The sequence below is a fragment of the Cupriavidus sp. H19C3 genome, from assembly GCF_049393815.1.
Lineage (GTDB): Bacteria > Pseudomonadota > Gammaproteobacteria > Burkholderiales > Burkholderiaceae > Cupriavidus.
Window position 1 is genome coordinate 1,816,068 of record NZ_CP184985.1, and the last position, 24,785, is coordinate 1,840,852.

Annotated in this window: 32 protein-coding genes; 29 read left to right on the plus strand and 3 right to left on the minus strand. The window is 35.6% G+C overall.

The window, feature by feature from the left end; all coding sequences use genetic code 11:
• The first annotated feature begins 579 nt into the window (after positions 1 to 579).
• The 12 genes from DFLDMN_RS08420 (at position 580) to DFLDMN_RS08475 (ending at position 5,380) form a co-directional block, all read left to right on the plus strand.
• Positions 580 to 864, plus strand: a complete 285-nt coding sequence (locus tag DFLDMN_RS08420) for a hypothetical protein (RefSeq protein ID WP_423198009.1) — start codon at positions 580 to 582, stop codon at positions 862 to 864.
• Positions 864 to 1,121, plus strand: a complete 258-nt coding sequence (locus DFLDMN_RS08425; protein ID WP_423198010.1) for a hypothetical protein — start codon at positions 864 to 866, stop codon at positions 1,119 to 1,121. The genes DFLDMN_RS08420 and DFLDMN_RS08425 overlap by 1 nt, the downstream gene beginning before the upstream one ends.
• A gap of 103 nt (positions 1,122 to 1,224) precedes the next feature.
• Positions 1,225 to 1,491, plus strand: coding sequence for a type II toxin-antitoxin system Phd/YefM family antitoxin (locus DFLDMN_RS08430; protein ID WP_423198011.1), 267 nt, complete (start codon positions 1,225 to 1,227; stop codon positions 1,489 to 1,491).
• The gene (locus DFLDMN_RS08435) at positions 1,488 to 1,811 is read left to right on the plus strand and encodes a type II toxin-antitoxin system RelE/ParE family toxin (RefSeq protein ID WP_423198012.1); all 324 of its coding nucleotides are present in this window, start codon (positions 1,488 to 1,490) and stop codon (positions 1,809 to 1,811) included. Before DFLDMN_RS08430 ends, DFLDMN_RS08435 begins: the two co-directional genes overlap by 4 nt.
• Positions 1,812 to 2,019: 208 nt before the next feature.
• Positions 2,020 to 2,328, plus strand: coding sequence for a hypothetical protein (locus DFLDMN_RS08440; protein ID WP_423198013.1), 309 nt, complete (start codon positions 2,020 to 2,022; stop codon positions 2,326 to 2,328).
• A gap of 118 nt (positions 2,329 to 2,446) precedes the next feature.
• The gene (locus DFLDMN_RS08445; RefSeq protein WP_423198014.1) at positions 2,447 to 2,698 is read left to right on the plus strand and encodes a hypothetical protein; all 252 of its coding nucleotides are present in this window, start codon (positions 2,447 to 2,449) and stop codon (positions 2,696 to 2,698) included.
• 42 nt (positions 2,699 to 2,740) lie between these two features.
• Positions 2,741 to 3,040, plus strand: coding sequence for a hypothetical protein (locus DFLDMN_RS08450; RefSeq protein ID WP_423198015.1), 300 nt, complete (start codon positions 2,741 to 2,743; stop codon positions 3,038 to 3,040).
• A gap of 2 nt (positions 3,041 to 3,042) precedes the next feature.
• Complete coding sequence (locus tag DFLDMN_RS08455) at positions 3,043 to 3,372, plus strand: hypothetical protein (protein WP_423198016.1); 330 nt, start codon at positions 3,043 to 3,045, stop codon at positions 3,370 to 3,372.
• The gene (locus DFLDMN_RS08460) at positions 3,365 to 3,646 is read left to right on the plus strand and encodes a hypothetical protein (protein ID WP_423198017.1); all 282 of its coding nucleotides are present in this window, start codon (positions 3,365 to 3,367) and stop codon (positions 3,644 to 3,646) included. The genes DFLDMN_RS08455 and DFLDMN_RS08460 overlap by 8 nt, the downstream gene beginning before the upstream one ends.
• Positions 3,647 to 3,951: 305 nt before the next feature.
• Positions 3,952 to 4,314: a hypothetical protein gene (locus tag DFLDMN_RS08465; RefSeq protein ID WP_423198018.1), complete on the plus strand. Its 363-nt coding sequence runs from the start codon at positions 3,952 to 3,954 to the stop codon at positions 4,312 to 4,314.
• 60 nt (positions 4,315 to 4,374) lie between these two features.
• Positions 4,375 to 4,554: a hypothetical protein gene (locus tag DFLDMN_RS08470; RefSeq protein WP_423198019.1), complete on the plus strand. Its 180-nt coding sequence runs from the start codon at positions 4,375 to 4,377 to the stop codon at positions 4,552 to 4,554.
• A complete protein-coding gene (locus DFLDMN_RS08475; protein WP_423198020.1) occupies positions 4,547 to 5,380 on the plus strand; it encodes a hypothetical protein in 834 nt (277 codons plus the stop codon). Before DFLDMN_RS08470 ends, DFLDMN_RS08475 begins: the two co-directional genes overlap by 8 nt.
• A 51-nt stretch (positions 5,381 to 5,431) precedes the next feature.
• On the opposite strand, the gene DFLDMN_RS08480 is transcribed toward DFLDMN_RS08475, so the two are convergent.
• A complete protein-coding gene (locus tag DFLDMN_RS08480) occupies positions 5,432 to 6,223 on the minus strand; it encodes a hypothetical protein (protein WP_423198021.1) in 792 nt (263 codons plus the stop codon).
• Entirely contained in the window at positions 6,220 to 6,483 is a 264-nt protein-coding gene (locus DFLDMN_RS08485; protein ID WP_423198023.1) for a hypothetical protein, read from the minus strand. Before DFLDMN_RS08485 ends, DFLDMN_RS08480 begins: the two co-directional genes overlap by 4 nt.
• Before the next feature lie 338 nt (positions 6,484 to 6,821).
• Here DFLDMN_RS08485 and DFLDMN_RS08490 point away from each other — a divergent pair, with 338 nt between their 5' ends.
• From DFLDMN_RS08490 to DFLDMN_RS08530, 9 genes are all read left to right on the plus strand, one after another.
• Positions 6,822 to 7,148 (plus strand): hypothetical protein, encoded by a 327-nt coding sequence (locus DFLDMN_RS08490; RefSeq protein ID WP_423198024.1) that lies wholly within the window; start codon positions 6,822 to 6,824, stop codon positions 7,146 to 7,148.
• Between the two features lie 2 nt (positions 7,149 to 7,150).
• The gene (locus DFLDMN_RS08495; protein WP_423198025.1) at positions 7,151 to 11,050 is read left to right on the plus strand and encodes an ATP-dependent DNA helicase; all 3,900 of its coding nucleotides are present in this window, start codon (positions 7,151 to 7,153) and stop codon (positions 11,048 to 11,050) included.
• Between the two features lie 493 nt (positions 11,051 to 11,543).
• Positions 11,544 to 11,885, plus strand: coding sequence for a hypothetical protein (locus tag DFLDMN_RS08500; protein WP_423198026.1), 342 nt, complete (start codon positions 11,544 to 11,546; stop codon positions 11,883 to 11,885).
• A gap of 109 nt (positions 11,886 to 11,994) precedes the next feature.
• Positions 11,995 to 12,252 carry a hypothetical protein gene (locus tag DFLDMN_RS08505; RefSeq protein WP_423198027.1) on the plus strand — a complete coding sequence of 86 codons (258 nt, stop codon included), beginning with the start codon at positions 11,995 to 11,997 and terminating at the stop codon, positions 12,250 to 12,252.
• 2 nt (positions 12,253 to 12,254) lie between these two features.
• Positions 12,255 to 12,479, plus strand: a complete 225-nt coding sequence (locus DFLDMN_RS08510) for a hypothetical protein (protein WP_423198028.1) — start codon at positions 12,255 to 12,257, stop codon at positions 12,477 to 12,479.
• Positions 12,476 to 12,856, plus strand: coding sequence for a hypothetical protein (locus DFLDMN_RS08515; RefSeq protein ID WP_423198029.1), 381 nt, complete (start codon positions 12,476 to 12,478; stop codon positions 12,854 to 12,856). The genes DFLDMN_RS08510 and DFLDMN_RS08515 overlap by 4 nt, the downstream gene beginning before the upstream one ends.
• Positions 12,857 to 12,975: 119 nt before the next feature.
• Positions 12,976 to 13,218, plus strand: a complete 243-nt coding sequence (locus DFLDMN_RS08520; protein WP_423198030.1) for a hypothetical protein — start codon at positions 12,976 to 12,978, stop codon at positions 13,216 to 13,218.
• Positions 13,219 to 13,264: 46 nt separating this feature from the next.
• Positions 13,265 to 15,766 (plus strand): type IV secretory system conjugative DNA transfer family protein, encoded by a 2,502-nt coding sequence (locus DFLDMN_RS08525; protein ID WP_423198031.1) that lies wholly within the window; start codon positions 13,265 to 13,267, stop codon positions 15,764 to 15,766.
• 60 nt (positions 15,767 to 15,826) lie between these two features.
• On the plus strand, positions 15,827 to 17,659 hold the full coding sequence (locus tag DFLDMN_RS08530) for a hypothetical protein (protein WP_423198032.1): 1,833 nt from the start codon (positions 15,827 to 15,829) through the stop codon (positions 17,657 to 17,659).
• A gap of 46 nt (positions 17,660 to 17,705) precedes the next feature.
• On the opposite strand, the gene DFLDMN_RS08535 is transcribed toward DFLDMN_RS08530, so the two are convergent.
• On the minus strand, positions 17,706 to 18,440 hold the full coding sequence (locus DFLDMN_RS08535; RefSeq protein ID WP_423198033.1) for a hypothetical protein: 735 nt from the start codon (positions 18,438 to 18,440) through the stop codon (positions 17,706 to 17,708).
• A 90-nt stretch (positions 18,441 to 18,530) separates the two neighbouring features.
• Between DFLDMN_RS08535 and DFLDMN_RS08540 the strand changes: the two genes are divergently transcribed.
• The 8 genes from DFLDMN_RS08540 (at position 18,531) to DFLDMN_RS08575 (ending at position 24,771) form a co-directional block, all read left to right on the plus strand.
• The gene (locus DFLDMN_RS08540) at positions 18,531 to 18,899 is read left to right on the plus strand and encodes a hypothetical protein (protein ID WP_423198034.1); all 369 of its coding nucleotides are present in this window, start codon (positions 18,531 to 18,533) and stop codon (positions 18,897 to 18,899) included.
• Between the two features lie 24 nt (positions 18,900 to 18,923).
• On the plus strand, positions 18,924 to 20,012 hold the full coding sequence (locus DFLDMN_RS08545) for a hypothetical protein (RefSeq protein ID WP_423198035.1): 1,089 nt from the start codon (positions 18,924 to 18,926) through the stop codon (positions 20,010 to 20,012).
• A gap of 12 nt (positions 20,013 to 20,024) precedes the next feature.
• Positions 20,025 to 21,812, plus strand: coding sequence for a hypothetical protein (locus tag DFLDMN_RS08550; RefSeq protein ID WP_423198036.1), 1,788 nt, complete (start codon positions 20,025 to 20,027; stop codon positions 21,810 to 21,812).
• A gap of 24 nt (positions 21,813 to 21,836) precedes the next feature.
• Positions 21,837 to 22,478 (plus strand): hypothetical protein, encoded by a 642-nt coding sequence (locus DFLDMN_RS08555; protein ID WP_423198037.1) that lies wholly within the window; start codon positions 21,837 to 21,839, stop codon positions 22,476 to 22,478.
• A gap of 107 nt (positions 22,479 to 22,585) precedes the next feature.
• The gene (locus DFLDMN_RS08560) at positions 22,586 to 23,509 is read left to right on the plus strand and encodes a hypothetical protein (RefSeq protein WP_423198038.1); all 924 of its coding nucleotides are present in this window, start codon (positions 22,586 to 22,588) and stop codon (positions 23,507 to 23,509) included.
• Positions 23,510 to 23,601: 92 nt separating this feature from the next.
• Positions 23,602 to 23,886: a hypothetical protein gene (locus tag DFLDMN_RS08565; protein ID WP_423198039.1), complete on the plus strand. Its 285-nt coding sequence runs from the start codon at positions 23,602 to 23,604 to the stop codon at positions 23,884 to 23,886.
• Positions 23,873 to 24,436 (plus strand): DUF4116 domain-containing protein, encoded by a 564-nt coding sequence (locus DFLDMN_RS08570; RefSeq protein ID WP_423198040.1) that lies wholly within the window; start codon positions 23,873 to 23,875, stop codon positions 24,434 to 24,436. Before DFLDMN_RS08565 ends, DFLDMN_RS08570 begins: the two co-directional genes overlap by 14 nt.
• Positions 24,436 to 24,771 carry a hypothetical protein gene (locus tag DFLDMN_RS08575; RefSeq protein ID WP_423198041.1) on the plus strand — a complete coding sequence of 112 codons (336 nt, stop codon included), beginning with the start codon at positions 24,436 to 24,438 and terminating at the stop codon, positions 24,769 to 24,771. Before DFLDMN_RS08570 ends, DFLDMN_RS08575 begins: the two co-directional genes overlap by 1 nt.
• Positions 24,772 to 24,785: the final 14 nt, after the last annotated feature.

Below are 24,785 nucleotides of genomic sequence, written 5' to 3' on the forward strand. Positions count from 1 at the left end.
GAAGTTGAACTTGCTTGAATAGAAATCATCATAATTGCTTTTACATTTATTTCAATAGCAAATCAAAAATATTTTTCAAAAGAAGATATTCTATTTCATTGCAACCCAATTAAACCAAGTGGCTGATATGAAGTACAGCATGAAGCACATCATCAAGGTCAAGTTCATAGACTACACCACTCTCACAACCCACAGCTTCAGAGAGCTCTATGGAGCAGCAGCAGCCCACTTCAACCATACTTGACCTGGCACACACCAGGAACACCACCAAAAGGCTCCTTCTAGGAGCTTCTTTTTTGCTCAAATTTTAGGCAAATGCTCAGGAAGGTACCTAGAAGGCTCTACAGTCAATTTTGCACCCTTGGATATGTCATAGCATCACCCATCCCGTTTTGTCGCCGTGTAGGGCTTTCTGTGAGGTCGGTTTTTGGCCGATTTTCAAAAGTAATAATCCAAAACATAAAAACTTAGTCTTCATGTAGATGATGATTATTTATGACAACAAAGAAATAATTGCAACAACCTATTGATTTTAGATTTTATTTTTGTAAGATTAATTATAACTATAAAGGAGTGAAAATGAAAATCTACACAGAAGAAGAAATTGTTGAACTATACAAAGATTGCGAGTGGTTCATGGAAGTCTATAAGTTCTACAAAGCTTTGTTTATAAAAATAACTCAAAAAGACAAAGATGCTTTTCAAATTGCAATCAACATTGTTTTGTTGAACTTCAAAGAGATTGAAGAAGCAAAGTTCAATCATGAAAAAGAAATCTTGCTTGCAATGTCTGAAAAAATTGTCTTTATGGATAAGAAGACAAAAGCAAAGAGAGAGATAGCTAACAATGTGAAGGTGTTCTAATGACTGATGCACCAACAAAAAAAGAACTTCTTCAGACATCAATAAAAGAACAGGTAAAGTATTTCAATCACAATCTTAACTTCTTCAAATTCTCTGTTGTCTTCAATGATGATGATATGAATTTATTTTTAGAATGGGCAGGATTCAAACATCTTGCTTACTTTTCAAAGTCTCACTTCATCACCACCAATCAACTCAATGAAATCTATCAAACAACAATAAAAAACATACAAAGTTCTATTGAAGAAAGTAAATAAAAATGGCTCCAACAAGTAGCCTTTTTGTTGCCAAGCCTAGACGCTGGCCGAAATTTAGTCTATATTATGGCTTGTACCGACACCCACCAGGACGGAGCCAATCATGAGCCTAGCCACCCAAATCAAGCCGATTTCCTACCTGAAGTCTAATGCTGCTGACATCGTTAAAGACTTCGCTACCAATCCTGAAACCATCATCATCACTCAGAATGGTGAAGCAAAAATGGTAGTGATGGACATCCATGAGTACGAGAGACAGCAAGAAACTTTGGCACTGTTGAAGCTTCTAGCCATGAGCAACAACGACTTCAACAATGGCAACTTCCAAGAAGCTGATGAATTCTTTGCTGAAATGAAGAGTGCAGAATGAGAAAAATCATTGTCTCCAAGAATGCAAAGAAAGACTTCAATCAAATTAAGTCTTATGTAGTCAAGAAGTTCAGCAATGGAGATTGGAATAAGATTGTTGATGAATGGCAGGACAATCTAAAGAAGGTTGCAAACAATCCTTCCATTGGAACCAACATTCAGGAACTTGATGGAACAGGTTATTTGAACTTCAAAAAATACCATCACAAGAATGTTTATGCAGTCTATTCCTTCAGTGATGATGAAATCAGAGTTCATATGTTCATACCAAGCATGAGAGACTTCAGAACCCATCTAATGAATAGGCTACTCAATCCCTAAACCAAGGCTCCAAACGGAGCCTTTTTTATTGCCTAACTCTCTTTGCTCAATCTCTCAGAAAGCACGGACAAGCCGGCTTCTTTTTGCTACCGCAATCCAACATCAAAGAAAATATCTATCAAACAGAAGATATCCTATTTCATTACAACCTATTGATTTTAGATTTTATTTTCTTATACTTAGATTATAACTAAAAAGGAAAAAGAATATGAAAATATCAAATGAATTGGCAAACTTAATTTCCAGTATGTCAAATGACTTAAATGGAACTGAATTATTGGTAAATGGTAATGTTGCATACAAACCAAAACTAGAGAACGGTTTGTATGTTTTGCACAAATATGAAATCTTTTCAAAAATATCAAGAGGTAAGGTTATTGATCAATCCTATATGAGAAATCCATTTATATTTTTTGATGATGAAGATTTAAGGTATATTGACAAGTTAAGTCTAAAGCTAAAACTCTCAAATGAATTTATTTGTAATAAACAAAAGAAAAAGACAGTGAAGATATAAATTAAAGGCTCCTTCAAGGAGCTTTTTTTCATTTAAAGAAGATATCGAGATTAACCACAACCTATTGATTTTAGATTTTATTTTCTTATACTTAGATTATATATAAAGGAAAAAGAAAATGAAAACAGAAATCGTAAAAATCAAAGTATACAACCATGACATTATTTATCCTGATGCATACACTGGATTTTCAATCTATGAAGTTGAAATCTCAGCAGAAGGAAGAAAAAATTTCAGATTTGAAAATGCTTGTGAAGATGGCGAGTGGTACACAGTATCAAGATGGGAAAGAGAAGATGGAAAAATTGACAAATACACATCCATCTTAGAAGAAGCAAAAACCAATGGATTGAATGACTGGTTAAATTAAGAAAAGGGGGAAACCCCTTTTTACCCAACAAGAGCAAGAAAAATGAAAACAACAAGAACAAATAAAAAATTTACTGCTGATGACATCATCAAGAGCTACACAACCAAGAACAACAAAAACAGCCTTGTACTTATCAATGATGGTTCATTGTTATGCACCTACCTAACACCAAAGAAAACTAAGAAAGCAGTCTTCATAACAGAAGAGCTAACAATTGCTCTTTATCGTCAGTTTTGGAAGCAAGCTAACCATCATCATGTTGATAGCTTAGTTGTCTACTGCACTTATGCCTACATGGACTCTCAGAACTTAGAAATCATCCTAAACAGAGAGAGCTACTAATCATGAGCCATGACATCCAAACCATACTTCCAAAGCTTCATAGATTCACCATAGAAGCCCTAGAAGCTACTGACTGGACTCATACCACCACAGCCAGGAACAACACACTTCTAGTGCGTTTTATGAAGCCGTACATCAACCAGGACGGCAAGAAGAAGCACAACAGCACCGATGGGTTCACCATCCACCTAGATGATGACTATCCATCAATCATCTACAACGACCCAAGAACAAAGTTCATGTTCAAGAAGAATGACCAAGAGCTAGAACTTAAACTTTGGCAACTACTAACAAACACTCATACCAATAACAAAGGAGAAAATCATGAGTAAAACAAAAAATCTATATCCATTAATTGAATTGAAAAAATCAGAAAAAGAAATCAAACAATATCTTCACTGCATCTATCCAGCCAATGAACTAGAAGAAGTCAGCAACAAAGGATTGATTAAAGAATTCATCACTGTTTTTCACAATGCTAGATTATGGGAGCTATCAATAAAAGATAGCTATGAAATAGCACTTAATGAATATCAAAGAGACTCTTCAGAAAACAAGACTTCTTTCAGACAGACAGCAAAATATGGCTTATGCCCTAACTTCTAACCACTCAAAAAACTAAGGCTCCAACAAGGAGCCTTTTTTATTTCCAACAAAAGATATCATCTTTCAAAAATATTTCAATTTATTTTCATTTACCTATTGATTTTAGATTTTATTTTATTATTATTTGTATATATAAAAAAGAAAACAAGGAGAGAAAAATGATTTATTTATGTATCGCAGCAATTGGATTAACAATCTTAGGACTTGAAAGAGTCATCAAAACATTTTGGGCTTTCGCTGATGCACTTCACGAAATCTATGTAAGAATAAAAAACAACTAATTAAAAACTATAAAGGAGAAAAATATGAGAACAGTTAATGTAGAGCAAGCAATGGCAATGATGGATGAAGACGTTTTAGAACAATTTGCAAATTTAGTTGTTTCAATGAAGACAGCTAAACCAACAGAAGAGAAAGTTGCAGTTAAATCTTCAATCAGTCAAGTTGAATTGAAATTTGAAGAAATGGTTCAGAGAGTTGATGATGAACACATCCTTGATTACATCATCTACTTGATGAGTGAAGGTTATTCAAAATCAGAAATCATGAAGATGGAAGAAGACTTTGAATATTTAGATAGAAGCACTGTCTATGACATTATTGGCTTTGAGTTCAAAGAAAGAAATTTCTGCTACAGAATTTTTGGACAAAAAAGTTTAAGAAATTAAGTTTAACTATTGATTTACTTCTATATATTTTGTATATATAGAAAGTATAAGGAGAAAAAAATGAAATCAATAGATTACAAACCAAACAGAAAAACATTCATCATGAGAACAGATGAAGAATTAAGTAAGTTGATTGTGATGCTTTCAATGGCTTATAAGACAACAGAATCATCAGCAATCGCAATATTAATTAAAAAAGAAATTACAAAACTCAACTATAAAGGAGAAAAAAATGAGTAAAAAAGCAAATGTAAATACAGAAGTTCAAGAAAATGAAGAGTTCACATTAGATTCAAGATTAACCACTAAACAAGTTGTTATCTTTACTTCAAATGAAGGTGGAGTTCAGAAATCTACCAATGCAGACAAACTTGTTTCAGCATTAAGAGAAGAAGGCTATAGAGTCGCATTTTTTGATGCTGATGCAGAAAACGCATACAGCAACTTTAGAAAATATCAAAATGATTCACAAAACGATGCTTTAAAAGGATGTCAGGCTTTTGATGTGAATAAAAATCCTGAGCTTGTTATTGATGCAGCAGACATTGAAGCAGACTTCATTGTTTTTGATATGGGAGCTAACAAGATGACTGAAGCAGTCTCAGGCTTTGGAGCAATTGACAAGTTCTTCAGATCATTTGACAAGACTGTTCAATGCACCTTTGCAGTTCCATTATCTAACGACAAATGCCCAAGAAGTTTTTCAACAATCTATGAATGGTTAGAAGATATTCCATCTTCAAAATTAAGAGCAAAGGTTAGAGTTGCATCCATCATCAATACAGGTGTTATGCAACAAAATGATGATTTATTGAGTAAGACCATGAATGCTTACAATGAATCTGATGTGGTTAAGTCAATCAAAAAAGAGACAGATAAATTTGATTTCATTGAAGTTGAACAAACCACTCAGTACGACACAGCAGGCCATGTAAAAGCATTATTGAAAAGTAATAATGTTCAGACTGTGAAAAACATAGTAGGCGATCAATCAAGAACTGTAAGATTTATCTTAGATGACCACTTTGATGATGCCGAAATCTTAATGAAATCCATTATAAAATAATGAGAGAGAGAAAAAAGAAAATCCCCTTCGGGGGATTTCTTATTTGTAGGTTCAATTGTTGAATCTTATGATTGTTTTTAACCTATCACATTTTGTAATCAAAGCACTTACCGCCTTTTCCGCTTCTTTATTGTAGAAATATTGTTTTGATTTATTTGCTAAGTTTTCTTCTATTCCTTTATCTTTGCATAAATAAAGAATTCCACCTATCAATTCAAGTTCATCACTTGAATAATCAGGATAAGGTTCTTTTATGTCAGAATCTTCATAATTCATGTTCTGACGATTTACAGAAATGAAGGTGTTGAAGAAATTGAAATCGGGGGAGACTTTCTTGATTTCAATGCCTAGCTTCTGAGCTACAACATCCCACCAACCAACAGAAGAAGATGAAGGATTGGTTGAAGTAGCAACGGGCAATGAATTCTCTCTGTTGCTATCGGGCAAGACTTCCACCCTTGCAACACTGCCACCACTAGGGGAATGCCCACCAGGTACACCCACACCACGGTCAACGGGGCTTATGCCTACTTTTCTAGTTATGACACCGGCAGCGGGTACAGGCTCAGTTTTGGGGGATTTAAGCCCAAGACGTTCTTCATGCTTACGCACACAACGACCAACATAGTCTTCAGAAGCATTCTCATAGCCTGCCTTGTTGAGAATGGCAGCTATGACCTTGTACACACCAAGACCAGCATTCTCAAGCACATCAGCCAAACCACCATCCTGATACCAAAGGTTGTAATTCACACTCACAACCTTTTGGATGTTCTTGTATGGATTCTTTTTCGCTTCCTCAAAGAATTCCATTGTTAGTTTTACGATGACATCATTACTCATGATGCCACCTTTTTATTTTTTCTTGCTCTGTTGAGATAGGTTGTTAAGGTTGCCTTGTCTATCTCATAACCACCAAGAGCAAGAATTTCTTGAATGGTTTCAAGAAAATTAACATCAGCATCTTTACATGCAACATAAAGTTTGGAGTCCCAAAGCTTGATGTTTTTGTTGATAACTTCCATCACCTTTTTAGAAGGTGGAATATTCAACAAAAGAAGTTCTTCTATTTTTTGTTTAGTTATGTCTTCAATTTGTTCCATAAAATTGTCCTTATAGTTAAGAATCATTTTATGAAATTGAAATTTATTGTCAATATCAGATTAAGTCTGTTTTAGTGTAGTTCAGTTCTGAATAATGTAGGTAGCATTCTGATTTATGTAGGAAGTATTCTGTCTCTTTCTGTTTTGTTCCGCTTTATTCTGCTTGTGTTATTTTTTTAGGTGTTTTGCTAAAAATAATAGGAAAAGAACTAATCGACTGTCCGGTAAACCGACACTCTGTTATCTTTTGTTTATTAAGGGTTTTGCTAGTCAACTATTGCTATTTCTTTTTTATTTGTTATAAGTAAACAAGATAAAAGAAGAAAAAGGAGAAGAATATGACTGACAAAATAGTTATGGCAAAAATAAGTAAGTCATTTGTTGATGAAGCAAAGAAAAGAGGAATTTCTGTAAATGATTACTTATGGTCTTTAAAAGCCGATAGTGAAAATAGAGAACTTCAAGTTGAAAAAGTGAAGTTGGAAAAAGTAATGCAACTACCCGGCATTATTGATTCACTCATTGAAATGAGAAAAGCCGATAGAAGATATTTGGATGAGATAGAAAGAGAACATAGAAAAGACAGAGAAAGTGTTTCAGCATTAACTAAGGCTGTATCTAACTTGATTGAACTTTTCATAAAAGCAATTACAAGAAGAGGTTAATCATGGGAATAGGAATAAAAAATGTAAGCTTCAATGATGGTTTTGATTACGATGAATATTTATTGAAGCAAATGGCTGAACTTACAGAAAACAGCATTGGATTTGATAGTCAATATAACTCTGCTGATTTGACTGCTGAAATCTCAGCAAGTAATCAGTATGGAGTGAAAGACCTTATTGCTACACCTGAAGCAATGGAAGATGCCATGAGGAACTACACCAGGGCAGGAGGTGATTTGTTCAAGCAGTGGGGATTGGATGGACACCTTACCTTAGAAAACCTTGCAACCATTTCTAAGCTTGAGATGGGTAAAGACCCACGTACTAAGGATGGAGTGAAGCCAGTTAAGAGAACAGTCTATTCAGTGCCACATCCTGACAACAAATATCATGTTCTTACCGAAGAGAACATAAAGAATGGCTTCTATGTGAATGAAGAAGGACAACAGATTTCATTCAAAAAAGAAGATGTCAGAAACAAGAACCGTGAAAGAGTCATCCCTGACCCTAAAAACTTCTACATCAACATTACTCAAAAAGATGTTGAGAATGGTTTCTATGTGAACAAGGCAGGTAAAAAAGTTGAGTTCAAAAAGAATGATGTGAGAGAGACAGTAGAGACAAAAAGAAAAACAGGTATTGAGTTTGTTCTTACTCAAGATCACACATTTAGTTATGCAATCGCAATGATGCCTGAAGAAAAAAGAAAACAGGCTGAAAAAATGATGATGGATTTGGCAGAAAGAAGTTATAACGAAATTTTCAAAGAGTATTTAACTGACCATGCAGGCAATGAAGGTAAGTCAGCTTACTACTTGTACTATCACAATGACTCACGTCAAGGTCTTCCATTTAGCCACATTCACATGAAAATCCCGAATATCTTAGAGTTGCCAAATGGAGAAATTAGAGCAATAGAAATCCCTGAAATCACTCAAAAAGACTTCCATAAAAAACTTGATGCAATGTATAAATCAATGCTTGTTCAAGAATGGAATAAACAGTTTGGTGATGAATTTCCCGTTGAAGCTTATGACAAGAAAGGTAAATCCATTAAGGAGAATTCTTTAGGTGCTGAAATCAAAGATTGGAGAGTTGCCTTTGATAAGGAGTCATTAGACAAAATCAAAAAATCTACCAAAGCAAGAGACATGATTGATTCACATATTGAACAAGAGAAAAAAACCTTGTTTCAAAAAACTGAAACAATCAGACAAAATATTGAGTCTCAAGTGAATCAATTAAAAGAAGAAATGAAAGGCTACTCTGAAGAGATTGATGCTAAGAAAGCTGAACATCAAGCCATGAAAGACTCACTTGATAAAAACACTAGATGGGGTGTTTTGGTTAAGCATGGTCAAGCTGAACTTCCATTGAAGGAAGGTGAAGTTAAGAAAGAAGGAGAAAACAGAACTTCTTACTTTGTCACTTATAAAAATGAATACGGTAAAGAAGTGACTGTATGGGGTAAGGGTTTAAGAAATGCTATCAATGAATGGGAAGAGCAAGTTAAGAATAATGACAATGCAGATAATCGCATTGAATTAACCTTCAAAGGAAAACAGAAGGTCAAGGTTAATCTTCCTAAGACAGTTGATCCAAAGACCAAGAAGGTTTTGGAATGGGAAGAAAAAGAAGTTGAGAAAAATATTTGGGAATGCAAACCATCAAATCAGGATAGAGAAAAAGTAGTCAATGAGAGAAAGCAACTTATTGAAGAAAGAAGAGAGCTTGTCCACAAGAAGAATGACTTAATGAGTCAGTTGAACCAGGTCAATCGTGAGTATCAATCAAGCTTCAAGGTTTTGGATTCAAACAAACACCGTCAAGATGTTTGGAAGTATTTGAAGGCTCCAAAAGAGAACAAGGCAAAATCATTGAAAGATATTGAGATTGCCAAGTCTGTATCTGAAATGAAATTGAAGATGAAAGCCAAAGGTGATGTTGGTTTAACTTTCCTTGGAAAAACAGATAGAGAGTTGATTACAAGCTTAACCAACACATCAGCATTCTTCACTGAGAATCAGATGGTGATTGAGTTATCCAAGATGGCAGGTATTGGCCCACAAGCCACAGTCCTTGCAAGAGCCAAGCTTGATGAGTGGCAGAAGAACGGCTTCCTTGTCTCTACTGGCAACATGAAGACCGGCCAAGAGAATTTCACTACCTACGAGCTCATGCAGAAGGAGCATGAAAATGTTCAGATGATGAGTGGTGCAGTCAATAGAGCATGGAAGTCTAGAGTCCATAACCGCATTGACTTTGAGATTCAAAAGATTGTTGATGCTTCACCAGCAGACAAGAAGCCAGCCCAGGAACAGCTAGATTTCATCAAGGCTATCTTTGAACCAAGACAAGGGACACTCACTATTGGAGTACCGGGAGCAGGCAAAACTTTCTCAGTTGGAAAAGCTACTGAGATAGCCAACAACTACGGTTATAGAACCTTTGGAGTCGCGCCAACAGGCAAAGTGAAAGGTGCTTTGATTGATGAGACAGCAGTCAACAAGGGCTATACCGTTGATAAGTTGCTTATGGAAATCAAAGACAACAAGCTTCAGTTAAATCCTAATGACATCCTTTTCTTAGATGAAAGTTCAATGGTAGGAACTCGCCATTGGAATGACCTTTTGAAGAACTTGAATGGAGCCAAGATAGTTGCACTAGGCGATCACAATCAGATTGCTTCAGTAGCCACAGGCAACACTTTAAAAGCCTTTGCCAAGGAAGAGAGCATCAAGCCACACATCAACTACTTAACTGAAATCAGAAGACAGAAGGATGAAGTAGCTCTTGCAGCAGCTAAAAAATCTGCCCTTGCTGATGTGTACCGTAGTGGTGATATTGAAGCTATCAAGAAAGACGGAAGACACATATCCAATGCAGACAAAACAGGTTCATTGGATATTATGGAAAAAGAAGGAAGAGTTGTTTTATTTGAAACATCAGAAGATAAGTACAATCAACTTGTTGTTGATTATCTTGACAACAAAAATGAATTCAAAGAAAAACTATTGCTTGCGCCTGATAACAAAACCATTGACTTGATGAATTCAAAAATTCAAGACGAAAGATTGAACCGCAATGAGATTGGTGGAACTTATCTTGAAAATGAGAAGGAAAGATTTTACAAAGGTGACAGAATAATCCTTGAAGAGAACAACAACAAGGAAGACTCTTATTCCAATGGAGACATTGGAACAATCAAAGATGTCATCAATGGAAAAATGATTATTTCATTAGATAATGGCAAGGAAAGAATTCTTGAAGATATAACCAATGTGAGATTGGGATACAGCATAAGCTTGAACAAATCACAAGGGGCAACCGTTAATGATGTCTTCTTATGTGCTGAAAATTCTCAAGTGTTGTGTCAGGAAATCTACAACGTGGGTATCACAAGAAATAGATTCATGTGCAAAATCTATGGTGTTCAATCTGAGTTTCAGGAAATCAAGAAACAGTTCATGAGAGAGAATTCCAAGGAAGACTTGATTGATATGTTCAAGAGATATGTTTCAGGTGAAAAGCCTACCTTCCAAGAAGAGCAAGAAGCTGAAGCAGCAAAATTAGCAGCAGAAAAAATCAATGGCATTGTTGCAGGTCTTAAAGAGAATGGAGCCTTCTTAGATAAAGGCATCCAGAACATGACCAGTGATAAAGTTCAATCTACTGTGAAGACACCGGAAGTTGCAACACACATCAAGAGTGAAGCAGTTAAACAGGAAGACATCACAAAATCTGTTGAACAAGCTAAGGTAAATGAACAAGCTAGAACATCTACTAAACCATTGGCTACTGATGCAAATAAAGAGAAAGAAGCCAAAAACAATTCTTTCAGTCAGTTAAGACAAAAGAGAAAAGAGAAAGCAAAAGAAGATGGTGCAGAACTATCCATGTAAAAGAAAAGGCTCCAAGTTGGAGCCTTCTTTTTTTGTCTCAAAGAAAAAGCCACTGTTGAGAGTGGCTATTCTTACTTATTATGGAAAATATGAATAATGCAGATAGATAAAAGGAGCCATCATTCAATACATTAACAATAATTGTTTTTTATTGTTTGTCAACAATCTTGATGGATTTCTTTTTGGTTGCAGGTATCCCAAGAAGCACGGACGAAGCCGCGCACACTTACCTTACAGGCCAACAGCTACAGCCTAAGTCTCTATAACCCTGCTACAGAGTCCGTAAACCGCACTGGACGAGCTCAACCAGGTTCAGCCAGGTAGAAGCCACCCAACCACCAAGAAGGTTTCTCACAGGCAGGTTAGACACGTGAGTGAAAGGCTCCGACCTTTCTTCTAGTGATGATAGAAGACTGCATAAACATTACCATCAACTATTGATTTAATAATTATTTTTCGTAAGATAAGACAATAACTATAAAGGAAAATGATTATGGCAAAAATGAATAAAAGAGAAGAAGACTTAAAGAAGATAAATGAATTAGCAAACACAGAGAAATCCAAACCTGAAGTTGAAAAAGATTCACAAGGCAACGTCATTAGAGTAGTGACAAGAAGTGTAGTCATCAACAACATTCCTCATGGTGAACCACAGCCACCACAAAGATTAATTTGTTTGAATTGTCAGTTTGCTTGTTTCATCAAAACAAAAGCAGATATAGAGAACTTTTGTAAATACAGATTCAGAAATGTCTATTCAATGGAGAACACACAAGATGAAGACATTATTGAAGATTGTGATGGAACATACATACCAGAAGATAAAAAAGAATGAAGAAGAGTCCCGAAAGGGACTTTTTTATTAGATATCCTTTATTGTTTGTACTATTGATTATTGTTTAATAATTTCATAGAATAATAAGACAACTATAAAGGAAATAAATATGAAATCACTTACAATAATTAATGGAGAAATTGCATCATATGGATTAAAGATTGTTGCAATCACTACAGAAGTAGAAATGACTCCAACTTACTACTTATTGAAAAATGTCCCTGACACCAAAGGCAATAAGTTCAAAAGATTGATGTCAATCATCAACCCTACTGCACAAGGTCAAATCATTAAATCATCAAAAGATGTTAATGATGTGTTGAAGACATTAGAGGAAGAGCTTAAAAAAATAGGAACAGGAGCTTAATCATGAACTACATTGAAAACAAAATAGAAGAAAAGGATGGTTCAGTAAAAGTCACTGTTGTTCCTGTTAAAAAATCATTGATAAACAGATACACATTCACAGTTGGCATGTTCATTGTTGGATTTGTTTTGGTAGCAACAGGAATGGCAGTAGGTTTAGGAAGTTGCCTTTCTATTGGAGCAGTCTTCTTAGCTAAGAAATTTCATGACGTGGAGAGACAATCATGAAAATAAAGACACCACTTCAATTTTTGAACAACAGAAAGTTAGATAGATTTTTCTGTGAGTATGTGAATTACTTAAACAAAAAAATCAAAAGCATTGGAATGAAATCAAAGCTACAAGCAATGAAGATTTTTGAAGAAGATTTTCTTGTTGTAGTTGATGAAATGATTCCATTGTTTGAAGTTGCATTGATAGATGAAGACATGCAAGTTAATGAATTCAGATTTCAAGAATATTCAGAGAAAGAATTCATCAGGTTTGATGCTTGGTTTAGAACAGAAGCAATGTTCTACATACTCAGTAAAGTAGAGTCATTAAAAGCAGATGATGTGAAGTTTTCAAGATTACGACAATACAGAGAAAAATATGCATTCACCTAAGAAGACCCGAAAGGGTCTTTTTTTATTTCTACACGATATCTTATTTGATGTGATTTATTGACAATAAAAACCTATTTCATAGAATAAGTTATATATACATAATTACAAGGAGAAATATTATGGAAAATAAAGTAAATAAAAAAGTGTCAGATGAAGAATTCTTTGCAGCATTAACAAAGCACAGTGATAACCAAGTTGAGAACGGTGGTTTATTGATGGATGACTATGAAGAGCCAGATAGTGACATCAAGCCAAAATCAAAAATCTCAAAATTGACAAGCTACATTTCTGAAAATGCTGTAGGTCTTTCATTGATTGGCTACATTGGTCTGTTGTTAGTTGTCTCATTAAAATTCATGTAATTGAAAATGAACACTCAAAAGAAAAATAATAATAAAGGAGTGTCTTATGAAAAAGCCACAGTATTTAAAAGACAAAGATGGAAACATTGTCTTAGATAAAGAAACTGGTCTTCCTATAGAAATAAACAAAAGAACATTTGGATTAAAAGAAGTTGTTTGGCGATCTTACAGAGACAAGAAAGGATTGCCCGATGAAACACAAGCAGTTATTTGGAAAGAAACATTGTGGGGATATGGAATATTTGCTTTCATATTCTCATATGTTCTTGTTGTTTTGTTTTTATGGATGCTTGATTTCTCATTCTTTCCAAATCCACCAACTTGGATTGTTCAAGCAAGTGCAGATGTAAAAGAATCTCACAACTTCAATGCCAACCCGTTCTATCAGTTATTTAGATTATTGGGATGGTTCTCACACTTGTTCTTTGGATTCTTCCCTGAATCAAGTTGGGAATACAGAGTTTATTTAGACAAGATAAAAGCAGCCTATGGTGATTGGCCTGTAAATGTCATATTAATCAAACTGTTGTTTGTTCCATTTTTGGCAGCAATCTATTCAACATTCTATGCAGTGAGACATGGAATAAGAAACCCTGTTGATGCAGTTGTTATCAAACACAAAGCAGGAGCCCAAGTTTTTCAGCCTGACGAGTCAGAAGAAATTCTTGCTAAGAAACTATCCGCTCAATCAAAGAGATATGGCAAGCACAAAGCATTTGCCCAAATGTCTCACAACTTGATGTTTGACGAACATTCAAGAAGAACACACACATTAATCTTTGGAACAACAGGTTCAGGTAAATCCCAAGTCCTTGCACCGCACCTAAAAGCATCTATCAAGAATTGCAAGAGAACAGTCATTCTTGACCCTAAGAGAGAGTTTGCTAATGCCTTGTTCAATCCCAAGGATAAATCAATGGCAATCATTGATTTCACAGACAAGCATGGTTCCATTCCTGACATCTTCAACGACATCAACGGCCCAGGTCTTCTATCAGCAGTAGTAGCAGGGATGATTCCACCTGAAGGCAATGGTGATGGCTCCATGTGGGTTTCAGCAGCACAAGCAGTATCCAAGGGCTTGATTGTCTATTTACAAGAGACAACAAGAGATCCAAAAACAGGAATTGTTGATGCTGACTGGATTGATATGTCTCAGTTGCTTCTTCAGTCTCATGAAGATTTAGCTTATGCAATCTTTGAGTATTACCCTGAAGCAAGAGTTTTAGTAGGTGAATTAAATCCTGATGGAACAATAAAACAAAACGTCACCACAGCCGGCATCATGATTAACATGTTTGCAAAATCTGAAATGTGGACAGGTATTGCAAAATACATGCTTAACAACAGAAATGCTAGAAAGATTTCTCTTGAAAAGTTCATGACTGACCCAGATTATGAAGTCAGAACTTTATTCATCTACCCAAATGCTGAAGTAGAAACAATATCTAGACCTTTTGTGTCTATGATTCTTTCTTATCTTATTTCATTCATTGATAACCCAAGATTAATTGAAAGTGAAACTGAGCCAATAGGCAATTTCTTCTTAGATGAATTCCATGCACCAGGCAAGATGTCAAACAGCCAAGGGCTACCAGTAGTCAACAAGTTGTTTGAAAGAGGACGTTCAAAAGGATGGGGAGCCTATGTAGCAGTTCAGGACATCAACCAACTTTGGAACCTATACAAGAAGGAAGATGTTCAAGGATGGTTAGGTACAGCCTGCAACTTCATTTGCACAGGTGCGAATGGTGAAACCTTGAAAGCTATCTGTGATTCACTTGGCAAGAAAGACATCTTGAAGCTTCAAGTCAGTGAAACACATCAGCAATCAGATAGAACTACTAGCCAATCTAAAAATTGGCAGAAGCACACAGAAGAAGCTCTTCTTCCTTCTGACCTTTCAAAAATGCTTGAAAAAGTAGAAGGTGCAGGTATCCGCTATTACTACAAATCAGCAGGAGTAGCCGATGCATTCATTTTGGAAAAACCATTTGAGGAATTGAAGAAAAGAAAAGATAACGCATTCACACCTGTTAAACCATCTAACACCATTGCTAAAGATGAAAATAGTAGAGTCAGTTTAAGACTTACAGCAATGAGAGAAGAAAGAGAAAAACAAAGATTATTGGCTGAAGAACTTGAAAAGGAAAAAGAACATGCAAATGAAAAAGCTTCAAAAGGTGAAATAGCAGGGTCTACTTATTATGACGATGAGCCAAGTGATGAAGAAATGGATATTTCAGACTTTGACAGAAACAATGAACGAAATAAGAAAATCTATGACTTGATTGATCTTGAAGGGGATAGTGCTGATGAACTTGCCTCAGATATGGTGAAAGACTCAATGTTAGAAGCTATTTTTGATTCTCATGCAATCACAACAGTATTGAATCTTGCTCAAACTCTTGCTTCACCATACAAAAATCTACAAACTTCATCTAAGCAAGTTTTTGAAAAACATCAAAAAGAACAGATGAGCAAAAGATTGGAAAGAGTCTTTGAAAAAGATATGAAAATGAAGGAGGAAAACACCACAAAGCATTGATTTAAATTTTATTTTTTGTAATATAAATCCATAGAACTACTAATATAAGGAGAAAGGTCTATGGATTTATTTACTGATGAAGCAATAGAAAATTTTAGAAAGCAAATTGAAGCTGAATACGAAGAAAAACTAAAGCTAGTTGTTCAAGGTGTAAAAGAGACAATTGCTGATGAAATCAATCATGGTGCAACAATGGAAGATTGGTTTGCTAATGCAGACTTTCAATTGAAGTTGGAGCAACAAGCCCAAGAAACAATGTTTGGTAAGCAGGAGGAAGCCAACCAGGAACAAGCCCAGGATCGCCCTGAAGCTCTTCAATCCGTTGAGACAGGCAAAGGTACTGGTGAGCCTTCTGTGAGTCAGGAAGAGCCTGTATTTGATGAAGGCGGTACTACTGAGGCAGTGGCCACAAGCTCAATCACACCAGAAATGGAAGCAGCAGCCCTAGACTCATCATCCTTCTTCCAACAGGCCGCAGGTATACCAACACCTGAACAGCCACAAGTCACCGAGTCCATCACACCTGAGATGGCAGCAGCAGCTCAAGAGTCTTCTGCATTCATGCAGAGTCAAAACAAGCCAGTTAAAGAGCCTGTAGCAGTGGAAAGCAACATCAAGGAGTATTCCACTCTATCCAAGACAGACCACAGATTGAGTAGCCAAGCCATGCACACTGAAATGGTGGAGCGTGAGAATGCCATTCACGATGAAATGAAGCATGGTCAAGACTTCAAGGGCTTCTTTGACCACCGCAACCCTGAGCAAGTGAACAACTACTTTGAGCATTCAAGCAGTGCTTCACTTGGAACACTTGCAACAAAAAATGGCAAGGAATACAGAGAGAGCGTTAAAGGTAAATCTCATGAAGTTCAAGCCAATGATGCCGCCTACTCTGACTCATTGAAATTCATGCATAGAAACCAAGCTGCAGAATTGGACTTTGCTCAAAAGTTCAATCCTGATTCAGTTGATATGGTTCAAAAGAAACATGCTTTTGAACAGGTTGATTTCAAGTTGATGGACAAGGCAAATAGCAATGAAGTTGCTACAAGAAGACTTGGCGATCCAACAGTCTCTATGGAAGAAAAAAAAGCAACTCAGCTACAACCAATCACAGCAGAAGATAAACAAGAATGGTTCAAGGCTTATAAAGAGTTTGACAAAGAAAGAAGTGCTTATCTTGGTGTTGAGTCAGATAAAAGTTACCGTGAACAAGCTTTATCAGAAAGATATGATGACCAGTTTGTAAAAAACTATACAGGCATGATGGACAAATCCAATGATAGAGATTTTACTTTTGAAAGAAAAGAAGTTAAGCCATACAGCGAGTACAACAAAGACTTAAACAACATCAGTGACATTGAGAAAAATAAAACATTGAATTCATTCAGAGATTACAAGGCCGATGAGTTAGGTGGAACTTGGAAGCATGAGTACAAGACAAATTCCAAAGAAGCAGTGATAGAGAAGCCAAAAGCTGAAATATCACAACAACAAATCAATGCCGCTGAAATGTCTGAAGAAGGTTCAAGAGATAAGAGCTTCAATCTTAGTAACATTTTTGGTAAAGAACAGATGAAGCTTTCTGACTACTCACCAGCTTTACAGAACATCATCATGAAAGCTGATAAGAAGATGGCTCAAGAGTATGGAACCAAGGAAATCACCAAAGGGCACCAAGTAGAGAAGACACAAGGCAACGAAGGTAAGACTTCATCTATGTCAGCTATCCAGGAAGCCAACAAAGGAAGAGTTCAGACTCAAGGTAAGGAGGAAAGTGCTGCTATGGCAGCAATCAAAAGTCACACTCAATCAAATGAGTTGAAGACTCCACAACAAGAGATTGAGCAACCTAACAAGAAGAGACAGATAGAAGCAGGTGTTGGCTACTAAGCCAAAAAGAAAAAGACCCAAAAGGGTCTTTTTTTTTCCATCGTTTTCAGTGCATGAACTTCAAAAGTATTCCTGTAAAGATAGATCCTGCTAAACCTGTACCAAGCAATAAGCCGATAAGTTGAGCAGTTGTAAAGCTTGCTGCATTTTTTGATTGCTTGATAAGTTCATCAATCTTTTCAGAAAGTTTCACAACTTTTGAGCTTTCACCTTTCTGAAGTCTTTTGCTTAAACAAGCCAATACCAACTTATCAATCTCAGATTCCAACTCTTCAGTTTTTGCCGCCTGAACATCTTGGAAAGCACTAAAGATTGGTTTGATTTGTTCATTGATGCTTTCTCTTAATTTGTTATTCACATCTTCTTTTGTTAAGTCCTGTTTTTCAGATAACTCAATAACATAAGAAGACAAAGATTTTATGTAAGTGACGATGTTATCAACGGACTCAGCCATAGTTTTTTTAACATCACTGTCAAACTTACTTGCTTGTTCATCCAACACGATACTTAAAGAATTCACTCTATCACTAATAGAGTCAGTTTTTGTTGATAACTCATCCAAGAAATCAATCTGTTGTCTTGTGAATTCTTTAAATGCTTCAGCAGTCATGTAGTAGAAGGCAAAGGTTAATTCCATTTCTTTATGACCTGAAACACCTCTCTTCTTCAAGAACTCACTTAAATCATTTCTTTCATTGATGTCCTTAATTCCTGAAAGTATATGAGGAATAACATCATCAGCTTTCAACAAATTATAAAGTTTATTTTCGTTATTTGTCATTTTTATTTCTCCTTGTATTGACTTAATACTTTCTATTTTGTATATATATCTTATCAAATAAAAATCTAATTACAATAGGAGATAGATAAAATGACAGAAAAAAGTTTAAAAGAATTAAATGAAGAGTTGATTTCTAATGGTGAGGGTTGTACTTATTCAGATAAATACAACTCTATTTTCTTCAATGACAAGGCATACAAAAATCACACAGTCTCTATTTATGAGAAAGGTGGGGTTTTCAATGTATCAGTGAAAAACAAAGGAAAGTCTTTTGAATCAACTACACCAAAAGAAAAGAAAGAGTGTATTGAATTGAAGAATGCTTTGGTTGAAAGATTAAATGGCTATGGTGTTTATCACTTTGAAGGAGTGAAGCCATTACAGAACAAAGAGCAAGTTCAATCCAAAGAAGAACCTGTTGAAAACCCATTTGGTGAACTAGATGAGTTTGGCAACTAAACAAATAACTATAAAGGAGAAAATATGAAAGCCACAACATTAAAAAAGATAGATGACTTTGATGAATTGGAAATATCCAATGATGAATACAAAAAGATAGAAAGTGATTTGAGTAAGGGATTTGATAACAAGACGCAAGAAGACAAGGAAGCCGAAAGACTTCTTGAAGAAATGATTGCTCTAGAGGAAAAATTGGCTCATACAAACCCTAAGAACTTCTATCTTGTTTGGAGCCAAGTTGTAATGGAGAAAGCAGAACTTGATGCACTAACTACATCATCAAAAATAAATCAAGTCTTAGCAAGATTAATTTTTGGAAGTTTTAAAAAACAAGTTATTGCTCCATTTGCATATTGGAGTGAGCAAGACAAAATCAGATGTCTTCCTTTGGCTTTTGATCCAAAGTTGGCAGGAAATGAATTAGTCAAGAGAAACAAATACATTACAACAAGACAAATTCAAGAGCTTAGAAATCAATTTGCAGACAATGCACTTTCTTTTGCAAACAGCGTGAGTCTTGTTGTTAGTGTCTCAATATTCATGACCATGTACTTTTTCAGCATGAGTGGAATAAACAAGGCAGCAATTCTAACCGCTATTGCTGGTGGAGTTGCTTACAAGTTCAGAGATTGGATTAAACAGAAGACAAAGCAAGAGAAGAGCTATCTACTTCACAGAGTCCTATTTGGTTTAGCTGCTTCAATCTTTTTAGGAAACTTAGGCTATGTGAAGGTTCAGCAAATTCAAAACAAAATTCAAGCTGAAAAGAAAGCCGAATCAATACGTGAAGACAGCTTAACAAGTGCAGTTGAAGAATTCAAAAAAGCAAATGATGCATGGTTGAATACAGTTGAAGCAAATAAACCATATGCAGCACAAACATTCTTGAATCACATTGTTAATTTAAAACTTGAACAGTTTGTACAAACAATGAATTCAATGAAAAAAGATGTTGGCAGTGATTTCTACAAGTCAAGAGTCAAGGAAGTTCAGGATGTGCTTGTTCAAAAAGATGTACCTGTATTCAGTAGATTGCTTGGTGAAGGAGTTGTTAAACAATCTGATGTTGAAACAATTCAAACCACCATAGAAGAAAAAATGAAAAGACTATAAAGGAGAAGAAAAATGAAATTATTTGGAAAAAAATTTAGCTTAGTAGATGGAGATAAGGCATTTGAGAAGTCATTAGATTGGGCTTTGGAGCTTACTTCAGGCAATGCAGCATTGAATGGTGAGGATGTGCCAGAGGATTTGAGAGAGCCCTTAGATAAGACCATCTTCACCAGGTCAGGCAAGCCATATGCAGGGCAAACCTTAATGCAGGATAGATTCATGGTAGGCAATACAGCCTTGAACCCTTTCTTCTGGCTAGTTGGGATGTTCATTTGGAACATTGGACTAGCAGCCCTTGGTTTTGGTGCAATTGTTGGTTTCTTCAATTCATCAAACTTGAACATGAAGGATTTGGCAACTCTATTTGGTGCTTGCACTTTCATTTTCTTCTTTCCCGCAATCATTGCTTGGTTAATTTCATGTATAGCTCAAGCGAGATTTATTAATCCATTCGCAATGCAAAAAGGAAGTGACTCAAGAGCCTTCAAAATGTTTGCCGCATTTATGTTGGGTTCAGGTGCATCCTTAATGCTTCCTACTATTGCAAACATTGGATTAATTGGGCTAGTGATTCCATATTTATTCTTCATGAGTCCTTTTTGGATTATGAAGCTACACAATGAAACATGGAACATTGAGAGAGCTAGAACACTTTCATCCCAATTAGCTAGTCACAGAAGTAATGCAGGTGAAGCAAGTGTTGATTCATACCATAACAACAACAAAATTAAGCAAATCTACAATGCAAGAAAAGACTCATCAATCTTTGTCCCAGTTGGTGAAGCAACCGGCATGATGAGAGCATTAGGCAGAAAGAATGCTCCTGTACGTGGAACCGTGATGGGGTTAACTCTTAACGATAAGAAAAGACACTTATCAGTTTGGGGTGATTCAGGTGGCGGTAAGTCTTTCACTCTTAGAAATATTGGCTTCTATATTTGTCAATCAGAATCTGGTTTCTTATTGGTTGATGGAAAGAACACATTAGTAAAAGAGTTTGGTGTAAAAAGTGAAGGCGGTTTATTGGATGAAATCATTTCCATTGAAAGAAGTCCTAACTTAAACATTCTTTTAGGTCTTCCACCACAAATGGTTGCTTCAGTTATCTTGACAGTTTCAAGTCCTGAAGACTCCAAGAAAGACATTTGGGATTCAGCAGCAGGCTTAGGATGTTTCTATGCTTCATCTATTCAAGAATTACTTGTTGAAATGAAGAACCCTGAAAAGGTCAATCCTGATGTTTTAGATCACTTCAATGGTGAATGGGTAGGTGTTTCAAATCATGCAGGCTACTATGATGAGTCATTCTTAACCTTCAAAAGAATTGGTGTTGAAATGCTTACACCACCAGAGAAGGGAGAGCATGAATTGATTGAAGCTTTAATGTGCCATTCTCAATACAAAGAAACAACCTTGGATAAAAAAGGCAACACTGTATTGACCAATAGAGCGGTTCATATTGATAACTGCATTCACTATGTAAAAACAAAACAAAGAGAAGGTTCAGACAGAATCAATTCATCAATTGAATTCACCGTTGATAGCTGGAACTCTTTGATGATTACTTCTGAAAAAATCTTAGGATGGGCAGCTTCAACCCATAGTGATGTTGATGTTACTGAGTGTTTGAGAAGAACAGCATTTAATCCAAAAACAGGAAAAAAAGAAGGCAAGAAAATTGGTATCCACATTGATCCATCATTGGGCGATGTTTCAAAATTAGTTCAACGCTTTTTGATTACCAAAGTTCTTATTGATGTCACTGCAAGAGCAAACATGAATGGTGGATGGGAGTCTTAAGAAGACCAAGTTCAATGCTATTTCATGTGTGATGAAGCCCAGGACGTTCTAACTTCCTACATGATTGACAAAGCAGCAGTCACAAGAAGTTTAGGCTTCTCATACATCATTGCTACTCAGACAGAAGACAGCTTGATTGAGAAGCTTGGTGAACCTGTTATTGATGTGTTCAAGAACCATTTCAGAAGTTGCATTTGGGGACCAACCAACAACAAGAGAACCATTGAAACCATCATCTACAGATGCGGTAAAACACACATCATCAACAGTGGATTTAAGACAGGTGATCCAATTGACTTTGACCATACAGAGAAGTCTTTCTTGGAAAGCCCTGAGTTTGATAGAACCCATCCTGACTATGAGTACATGACTAAGTTAGGTTCTAGAAGTGCAATGGGGAACATGTTTCAATACATGAAAAGAAGAAAAATTGAAGCCCATAACAAAGGTGAATCAAGAGGTCAATCTTATGTAGATACAGGAAGTTTAGACCTTGCTACATATCACAGAGAAAGTGACAAGCCACTTGATGTCTACAACTACCAAATTGCAGCAAGACACAACAACATTGGAATGGCAGTCTGTCAGTTAAGTAGAGCAGGATATGAAAGAATTGACCTTTGCAAAATGTATGGTAGAGATGAAAAATTCAATTTGATTAAGTAATCATCCAAAAAAGAAAAGACCCGAAAGGGTCTTTTTTTATGTCTGTTGACTTCTCTTTTTAAAACGCTATTAATTATAGTACATATTATAATAATAAGGAGAAAGATATGACTAAGATAAATGATGCAGAAAAAGAGAAAGTAGCTAAAAAACCAGCAACTAAAACACCAAAAACAAATACTAAGGCAGCAGCAGAAAAAAAAGAAAAAGTTGAAGCCGTAGCCAAAGAAACAGTTGTTGAAGATACTTTAATTAAATCAAGCAATGGCGATTCAATCAGTGTTGAACCTGATAAAGAAAAAGGTGTTTATAAAATCACCATGCCTAACTACTACGATGCTACTTATGACATTGCAGGCAGAAACAAGTTAGGTGAAATCAAAGGATATGTTGATTCAGAAGATAAAAGTCAGAAAACAAAGAATGTAGTGATTGAAGTTCCTTTTGACAAAATCACTGACAAGAAAACCGCTGATGACTTCAACAGAAAAATCAGTCATGCAAGAAGCACTATGAAAGAAATCAAAAATGAAATTGACACTATGGAGACAGTCATAGCTTTTGCCGCTGATGGTAAAGAGTATCTTTCTAATGGCATTCCTAAAACTGCCATGAAAGATGAACAAGGCAATTTCATCAAGAAAGATGGTAAAACACAATTTCAAAACGGTGGATGGTTCAAAGGTGATTTGGTTAGTGTTGGAAAATACTTTGTTGTTGTGAAAGACAACAATCCAAACATTCCACAAGACAAGATGGTTTTCAGAAAATTGGAAACTAACAAGATGCTCAACTTTGCTGATGGTGATTACAACAAGCCAAGACAAGATGCAGTGAGAGATAGATTAGGTTTAACCGATGCTGATTTCAGCCATGATGGAGGTGTTAAGCCAGGAATTGAGAGATATTTTTCTTACGATGAAAAAGGGAGAGCAGAAAAAATCAGTAGCACATACGTGAATAAAAAAGCTCAAACACAGCAACAAGGAAAAGCAAAAGAAAATAGTGATGAAGCTGCATTAAGTAGATAAAAACAAAGCCCTAAAAAGGGCTTTTGTTTTTTGTAGCTATTGCTTATTGATTTCAATTTTGTATTATTAATAAGTAAAAGGAGATAAGAAAAATGAATTCATTTGATATTTTATGGATAGCAACACTTCAATGGTTGCTTATGAGAATAGGACTGATAGATAAATTTCAGTTCTTAACAGCGAAGCAAAAAGAGTTGGGCAAGAAATACGAGAAACAACTAACACTTGTTTTACTTGCTTTTGGTAGTGTGAAGATGTTCTTCAATCATCCAATATTTGAAATGCTATTCATGGCAATTTGGATGACCTATTGCATCTTTGCAGTCATGGAAGTTTATGTTTATGTTTATGAAGGAGTTGAAAATGCAACAAGCTAAGAAGAAATTATTAGACTTCACAAGTGATGACTTGAGAAGTTATGTTTATGAAAAAGGGTTATTTAAAGATGATGATGTTTATCATGGAAGAATGGATAGCTATTTTGATTATTTGAGTTTAGGCAGTGAAGACAAGAATGACACATTGGTTTCACTCTATGCAGTGAGAAACAATTCATTCAATCTTTACCATGTTCCTGAAGAAGTCAAAAATGATGCAAGCTTTTTGAGTTCTTGTTTGAAGCACAACATCAATTCATTTGAAAGAATGACTCCAAACGAATTACAGAAAAAAGGTGTTGTAGCTTATGTGTCAGTAGCGATGCCTAAGCTTTTCAATTACTACCCTGAAGAATTGAAGAATGACCCTAAATTTTGGGCTAGTGTGGTTTCAATTAATAAAGATGTAGTTCAGCACTTACCACCTAAAATAGTGAATAAGGTCAATAAATACAATCAATCATTAAAAGCTTCACAAGGTCAATCACAGGACAAAGAAGAAGTATTAGTACCATCATTGGACATTACAAAAAGAAAAGGAGATAACTAATGGAAAGAGAAAAATTATTGTCATATTTAACCGACTTGGAGAAGAAGATTCTTGTTGGTGTAGAAAAATATTTTGAGAAGACAAAAGAGGTTCATCCAATTCAGCAGTTGAAGACAGAGAAGTCCACCAGGAATGAACATGCAGCCTTCTATTTTTGGTTCACAAGTTCAAGAACCTTCAACTTGTCACCAAATAAGAAAGTCATTGGAACAGTCATCAAAGGAGCAGCAGCAAAAGCCTGTTGCATACTCAATGAAGACTCTTTTGAAAACATCATGCTTACATACACAAGATGCCGAAAATTGAAAATAGAAGACCAGTTGAACCGAAAATAAAAAAGACCCGTTAG

Bases quoted from the DNA above. Each gene is read 5' to 3' on its own strand.
- DFLDMN_RS08420 (WP_423198009.1), top strand. From the start codon at position 580: ATGAAAATCTACACAGAAGAAGAAATTGTTGAACTATACAAAGATTGC.
- DFLDMN_RS08425 (WP_423198010.1), top strand. From the start codon at position 864: ATGACTGATGCACCAACAAAAAAAGAACTTCTTCAGACATCAATAAAA.
- DFLDMN_RS08430 (WP_423198011.1), top strand. From the start codon at position 1,225: ATGAGCCTAGCCACCCAAATCAAGCCGATTTCCTACCTGAAGTCTAAT.
- DFLDMN_RS08435 (WP_423198012.1), top strand. From the start codon at position 1,488: ATGAGAAAAATCATTGTCTCCAAGAATGCAAAGAAAGACTTCAATCAA.
- DFLDMN_RS08440 (WP_423198013.1), top strand. From the start codon at position 2,020: ATGAAAATATCAAATGAATTGGCAAACTTAATTTCCAGTATGTCAAAT.
- DFLDMN_RS08445 (WP_423198014.1), top strand. From the start codon at position 2,447: ATGAAAACAGAAATCGTAAAAATCAAAGTATACAACCATGACATTATT.
- DFLDMN_RS08450 (WP_423198015.1), top strand. From the start codon at position 2,741: ATGAAAACAACAAGAACAAATAAAAAATTTACTGCTGATGACATCATC.
- DFLDMN_RS08455 (WP_423198016.1), top strand. From the start codon at position 3,043: ATGAGCCATGACATCCAAACCATACTTCCAAAGCTTCATAGATTCACC.
- DFLDMN_RS08460 (WP_423198017.1), top strand. From the start codon at position 3,365: ATGAGTAAAACAAAAAATCTATATCCATTAATTGAATTGAAAAAATCA.
- DFLDMN_RS08465 (WP_423198018.1), top strand. From the start codon at position 3,952: ATGAGAACAGTTAATGTAGAGCAAGCAATGGCAATGATGGATGAAGAC.
- DFLDMN_RS08470 (WP_423198019.1), top strand. From the start codon at position 4,375: ATGAAATCAATAGATTACAAACCAAACAGAAAAACATTCATCATGAGA.
- DFLDMN_RS08475 (WP_423198020.1), top strand. From the start codon at position 4,547: ATGAGTAAAAAAGCAAATGTAAATACAGAAGTTCAAGAAAATGAAGAG.
- DFLDMN_RS08480 (WP_423198021.1), bottom strand. From the start codon at position 6,223: ATGAGTAATGATGTCATCGTAAAACTAACAATGGAATTCTTTGAGGAA.
- DFLDMN_RS08485 (WP_423198023.1), bottom strand. From the start codon at position 6,483: ATGGAACAAATTGAAGACATAACTAAACAAAAAATAGAAGAACTTCTT.
- DFLDMN_RS08490 (WP_423198024.1), top strand. From the start codon at position 6,822: ATGACTGACAAAATAGTTATGGCAAAAATAAGTAAGTCATTTGTTGAT.
- DFLDMN_RS08495 (WP_423198025.1), top strand. From the start codon at position 7,151: ATGGGAATAGGAATAAAAAATGTAAGCTTCAATGATGGTTTTGATTAC.
- DFLDMN_RS08500 (WP_423198026.1), top strand. From the start codon at position 11,544: ATGGCAAAAATGAATAAAAGAGAAGAAGACTTAAAGAAGATAAATGAA.
- DFLDMN_RS08505 (WP_423198027.1), top strand. From the start codon at position 11,995: ATGAAATCACTTACAATAATTAATGGAGAAATTGCATCATATGGATTA.
- DFLDMN_RS08510 (WP_423198028.1), top strand. From the start codon at position 12,255: ATGAACTACATTGAAAACAAAATAGAAGAAAAGGATGGTTCAGTAAAA.
- DFLDMN_RS08515 (WP_423198029.1), top strand. From the start codon at position 12,476: ATGAAAATAAAGACACCACTTCAATTTTTGAACAACAGAAAGTTAGAT.
- DFLDMN_RS08520 (WP_423198030.1), top strand. From the start codon at position 12,976: ATGGAAAATAAAGTAAATAAAAAAGTGTCAGATGAAGAATTCTTTGCA.
- DFLDMN_RS08525 (WP_423198031.1), top strand. From the start codon at position 13,265: ATGAAAAAGCCACAGTATTTAAAAGACAAAGATGGAAACATTGTCTTA.
- DFLDMN_RS08530 (WP_423198032.1), top strand. From the start codon at position 15,827: ATGGATTTATTTACTGATGAAGCAATAGAAAATTTTAGAAAGCAAATT.
- DFLDMN_RS08535 (WP_423198033.1), bottom strand. From the start codon at position 18,440: ATGACAAATAACGAAAATAAACTTTATAATTTGTTGAAAGCTGATGAT.
- DFLDMN_RS08540 (WP_423198034.1), top strand. From the start codon at position 18,531: ATGACAGAAAAAAGTTTAAAAGAATTAAATGAAGAGTTGATTTCTAAT.
- DFLDMN_RS08545 (WP_423198035.1), top strand. From the start codon at position 18,924: ATGAAAGCCACAACATTAAAAAAGATAGATGACTTTGATGAATTGGAA.
- DFLDMN_RS08550 (WP_423198036.1), top strand. From the start codon at position 20,025: ATGAAATTATTTGGAAAAAAATTTAGCTTAGTAGATGGAGATAAGGCA.
- DFLDMN_RS08555 (WP_423198037.1), top strand. From the start codon at position 21,837: ATGTGTGATGAAGCCCAGGACGTTCTAACTTCCTACATGATTGACAAA.
- DFLDMN_RS08560 (WP_423198038.1), top strand. From the start codon at position 22,586: ATGACTAAGATAAATGATGCAGAAAAAGAGAAAGTAGCTAAAAAACCA.
- DFLDMN_RS08565 (WP_423198039.1), top strand. From the start codon at position 23,602: ATGAATTCATTTGATATTTTATGGATAGCAACACTTCAATGGTTGCTT.
- DFLDMN_RS08570 (WP_423198040.1), top strand. From the start codon at position 23,873: ATGCAACAAGCTAAGAAGAAATTATTAGACTTCACAAGTGATGACTTG.
- DFLDMN_RS08575 (WP_423198041.1), top strand. From the start codon at position 24,436: ATGGAAAGAGAAAAATTATTGTCATATTTAACCGACTTGGAGAAGAAG.